The organism is Limnochorda sp. (genome assembly GCF_047459355.1).
Taxonomy (GTDB): Bacteria; Bacillota; Limnochordia; order Limnochordales; family Limnochordaceae; genus Limnochorda.
In genome coordinates this window covers 1-3,643 of record NZ_VSCV01000065.1, presented here as the reverse complement: position 1 = coordinate 3,643, position 3,643 = coordinate 1, and the positions used below count along the sequence as shown (strand labels likewise).

7 protein-coding genes are annotated in these 3,643 nt (G+C 70.1%); 6 read left to right on the top strand and 1 reads right to left on the bottom strand.

Annotated features, from left to right (window positions below; all coding sequences use genetic code 11):
• From FWJ67_RS10775 to FWJ67_RS10750, 6 genes are all read left to right on the top strand, one after another.
• The coding region (locus tag FWJ67_RS10775; RefSeq protein WP_414482813.1) for a YhcH/YjgK/YiaL family protein at positions 1-237 on the top strand (237 nt) is incomplete at its 5' end.
• Positions 238-548: 311 nt separating this feature from the next.
• Positions 549-755, top strand: a complete 207-nt coding sequence (locus FWJ67_RS10770; RefSeq protein ID WP_414482473.1) for an RNA polymerase sigma factor — start codon at positions 549-551, stop codon at positions 753-755.
• A gap of 15 nt (positions 756-770) precedes the next feature.
• A complete protein-coding gene (locus FWJ67_RS10765) occupies positions 771-1,154 on the top strand; it encodes an RNA polymerase sigma factor (protein ID WP_414482472.1) in 384 nt (127 codons plus the stop codon).
• Positions 1,151-1,558, top strand: a complete 408-nt coding sequence (locus FWJ67_RS10760) for an anti-sigma factor family protein (RefSeq protein WP_414482812.1) — start codon at positions 1,151-1,153, stop codon at positions 1,556-1,558. Before FWJ67_RS10765 ends, FWJ67_RS10760 begins: the two co-directional genes overlap by 4 nt.
• Complete coding sequence (locus FWJ67_RS10755) at positions 1,555-2,247, top strand: hypothetical protein (RefSeq protein WP_414482470.1); 693 nt, start codon at positions 1,555-1,557, stop codon at positions 2,245-2,247. Before FWJ67_RS10760 ends, FWJ67_RS10755 begins: the two co-directional genes overlap by 4 nt.
• A gap of 65 nt (positions 2,248-2,312) precedes the next feature.
• The gene (locus tag FWJ67_RS10750) at positions 2,313-2,675 is read left to right on the top strand and encodes a GerW family sporulation protein (RefSeq protein WP_414482469.1); all 363 of its coding nucleotides are present in this window, start codon (positions 2,313-2,315) and stop codon (positions 2,673-2,675) included.
• A 125-nt stretch (positions 2,676-2,800) separates the two neighbouring features.
• On the opposite strand, the gene FWJ67_RS10745 is transcribed toward FWJ67_RS10750, so the two are convergent.
• Positions 2,801-3,514 carry a hypothetical protein gene (locus FWJ67_RS10745; RefSeq protein WP_414482811.1) on the bottom strand — a complete coding sequence of 238 codons (714 nt, stop codon included), beginning with the start codon at positions 3,512-3,514 and terminating at the stop codon, positions 2,801-2,803.
• Positions 3,515-3,643: the final 129 nt, after the last annotated feature.

Below are 3,643 nucleotides of genomic sequence, written 5' to 3'. Positions count from 1 at the left end.
CGGGGAACGGAGGGGCTCGCCTGGGCGCACCTGGACGACCTGGAGGTCCTCGAGCCCTACGATGCGGCCCGGGACGTGGCCTTCTACCACGTCAACGACCGCGTGGTGGAGATCGCCCTCCCGGCGGGGAAGGTCGCCTGCCTGCTCCCCTCCGACGGGCACGGCCTCGGCTTCACGGCGGGCCATGAGAACCGCCGGGAGCGGGTGGAGAAGATCGTCATCAAGGTCGCTCTGTGACCGGCTCGGGGGCCGCCGGCCGGCGTCCCGGGCCCCCGGGCGCGGCCCCGCTTCCCTGCCGGTTGGGGCGGCTGGGACGAGCCGGTGGCTCCCGGAGCGGGGTCCCACATTTCCTCTTCTCCCTGAAACTTTTCCTGTCTTGGCGTGTAGTACCAGGTGAAAGGCCAAGCGGATCCACGCGCCGGCCGTCCCCGTGAGCGGAGTGGAGGCTTGGCGGAATGCATGGCCGGTGCCGAGCACCGGGGGCTGGGGATCCGCGTCCAGAGTTCCAGGCCTCCGGCACCAGAGCGCCGCGATCGGGGGAGCAGGCCGTGCACACGGACGACGAGATCATACGCCTGTGCCAGCAGGGGCGGTCGGAGGGGTTCGCCCTCCTTCTCGACCGGTATCAGGTGCGCGTCTACCGGCGTGCCTACACCTTCCTTCGCGACCGGGAGGACGCCCTCGACGCCGCCCAAGAGGTGTTCATGCGGGTTCTGCAGGCGATCCGCCACTTCGAGCGGGGGCGGGCCATCTGACCCTGGCTCCGCCAGGTGACGACCAACACCTGCCTCAACCGCATCCGGGCGGCCGGCAGCCGTCCCGCAACGGTGCCGCTGGACGGGGAATGGGAGCACCTGGAGGCCACGACGCTCGAGGGCGATCCGGAGCACCGGGCCATGGTGGCCTGGGACCGGGAGCGGCTGGAGCTGGCCCTTGGTGAGCTGCCGCCGGAATACCGCATGGTCATCGTCCTCCGCCATCAGGAGGAGATGAGCTACGAGGAGATCGCGCAGGCGATGAGGCTCCCCCTGGGCACGGTAAAGACCTACCTGTTCCGGGCTCGTCGGGCTTTGAGGGCGGCGATGGAAGGGGCCAGGGCGCCCTCCGGGCGGCATGCCGTCGCTCCCTCGCAGGCGGAGGAGGTCTGGCAATGAGCTGCGTGGACGATGCGCTCCTGCAGATGTATGTGGAAGGCGTTCTGGACGCCGCCGACGAGGAGATCCTCCGCGCCCACCTGGCCCGCTGCCCCCGGTGTCGCCAGCACGTGGCCGCGTACAAGGAGCTCATGTGGGACCTGGAGCACCTGCCCGAGCCTGCGGTTCCGAAGGAACTGGATCAGCTGCACGAGACCCTGCTCCGGGCCTGGAATGAGCAGCGGCGGGAGTCCAGCCGGTCCAGGCGGGCGCGGGGGTTGATCCCCGCCTGGGCGGGGTACAGCGTGGCCTGGGCGCGGTACGCCATGCCCCTGGACCTGGTGGGAGGCCTCCTTTCCCGGGCCGGCAAGCAGGTCCTGGCGTCCAGGCTGCCGCTGGCCCGGCGGTTCCTGAAGAAGGGGTGACGGCCGTTGGGGTAGCTCTGGCCATCCTGGTCGGGATGGGCTGGGCCCTGGCTGGCCTTGCGGCCCTGCTGCTTTTGGGGCTCTTGATCCCCCTCCGAGCCTCGGGGATGGTGAAGGATCTGGCCGTGAGCGAGTCGGGAGGGGCGAACCTGGAGCCCACAAGCTGGCGGGTCCAGGTGGACTGGGGCTTCGGGCTGGTCCGTTTCAGCAGCGCGAAGGAGCCTGGGAGCGAGATAGGGGCCGAGTGGCGGGTGCTCGGCTTCACCAGGCCGCTGGACAGAGGCGGCCGCAGGCGCACGAAGCGCCAGGCGAGGCAGGAAAGGGCCAAAGAAAGGCGGCCCCGGTGGATCTCGGCCCGGGAAGCCCTCTCCCTCCTCCCTGAACTGCGGCTTTGCACGGCCAGGCTCTGGCGGTCGCTGGGGCTTGAGGCCAAAGGTGATCTCGCCTACGGGCTCGAGGATCCGTACCTGACGGGCTTGTGCGAGGGCTTGCGAGCCATGGTGCCCTGTCCTGAGGATCTCCGCCTGACACCAGACTTCGGGGAGGCCAGGCTTGAAGGCTGGGCCCAGGTTCGGATGACCCTGATCCCCATCAAGCCGGCGGTGGTGCTGGTGGGAACGCTCTTCCGCCGGAGTGTGCGGCGCATCTGGTGGTCCCGGTTGAAGGCCCGATTCGCAGGCACGGCGTGAGGCGACGGGTCTGAGGACAGATGGTGCAGGATGGAGAGGTTTGGACAGGGACAGGAGGTTGAGCGATGAACGTCGAGGCCATCATCGACAAGGTCATTCAAAGCATGACCACCAAGACCGTCATTGGTGAGCCCATGGAGGTCGGGTCCCTCACCCTCATCCCCATTCTCAATGTGAGCTTCGGCTTCGGCGCCGGGGGCGGGGAGGCCAAAGCGGCTGTGGACGACGGCGGCAGCGGGACCGGTGCCGGCGGCGGCGCCCGGATGAAGGTAGCGGGCGTGCTGGTCATCAAGGGTGACGATGTGCAGTTCGTCCAGACCGGAGCCGGCGGCGCCCTGGACAAGCTGGTGGACGCGATTCCGGACCTCCTCGAGCGGGTCAAGGCGAGGGTTGAGACGAGGCCCGAATCCGAGGCGGCCCAGGCCTGAGCGGATGCCCTGCGAGCTCTCATGATGGGTTAAGCGGTCTCCGGGCCGGAGGTGCGGCGCGCACCTCCGGCCCGCTGTTCGCACCGCCGGGTGGACGAAACCGGGCCGCATGGACGAGCCGGGATCTAGGCGCGCCGCCGGAGGAGCCACCCCGCCACCAGCGATACCACCGCCAGCAAGGTTGCCGCGCTGATCCACGCCCAGGCCGGCCAGCCCGAAACCTCGTGGAAGCCCCGGTCATCCCGGATCCAGCCGGGGAGGCGGGTGAGATCCCGCCAGCTGAAGCCCTCCCGTTGCCCGATGCTCACCCAAGCCTTGCCGCCTTCGCCCCGGGCGTCGTAGAGCACGCCGTAGTACGTGCCGGCCGAGGGCAGCCGGGCGCGGGTGTCTACGACGATGCGGGACCTGGTGCCCGTGACGGGCTCGTTGAACCGCTCCGGGCGGCCGCTGGGGGTCACGGTCAAGGCCCCCGCTCCCGCACCCTGGGGCGGGGCCACGGGGAGCTCGCCAGGTGGCTCGGGAAGCCCGGGGCCGAAGAGGACCACGACGGGTTCCGCGACCTGCTTGCGCGGTTCCTCGGGTATGCCGATCTGAATGGCGACCTCCCGGGGCTGGTCGTTCTTCAAGGCAAACCAGGTGTGCGGGGTCTCCGCGGTGAGCTCGGCGTAGATGACGTGCGACTTGGCCGGATCGGCGATGGAGGCGGCCGATTCGGGGGCGGCGGCCCGGGGCCCGGGAAAGAGCGGCCGGTGGGCCCAGCCCGTCCCGGAGAGGCAGAGGACCAGGGCAAGGACCAGAAGGGGTGCAAGGGCACGTTTCGGCAGGGGCTTGCAGGGCATCCGGCATCCTCCCGAGGTGGTATGCCTCGGGAGGACGGGTTCGATACCGCAAGGAAGGCGGCGGTCGCCCATGACGCCGGCGGCCCCGGAGGCGAGCCCCCGGGGCCGCCAGATTGGGGCCCTCAGTGG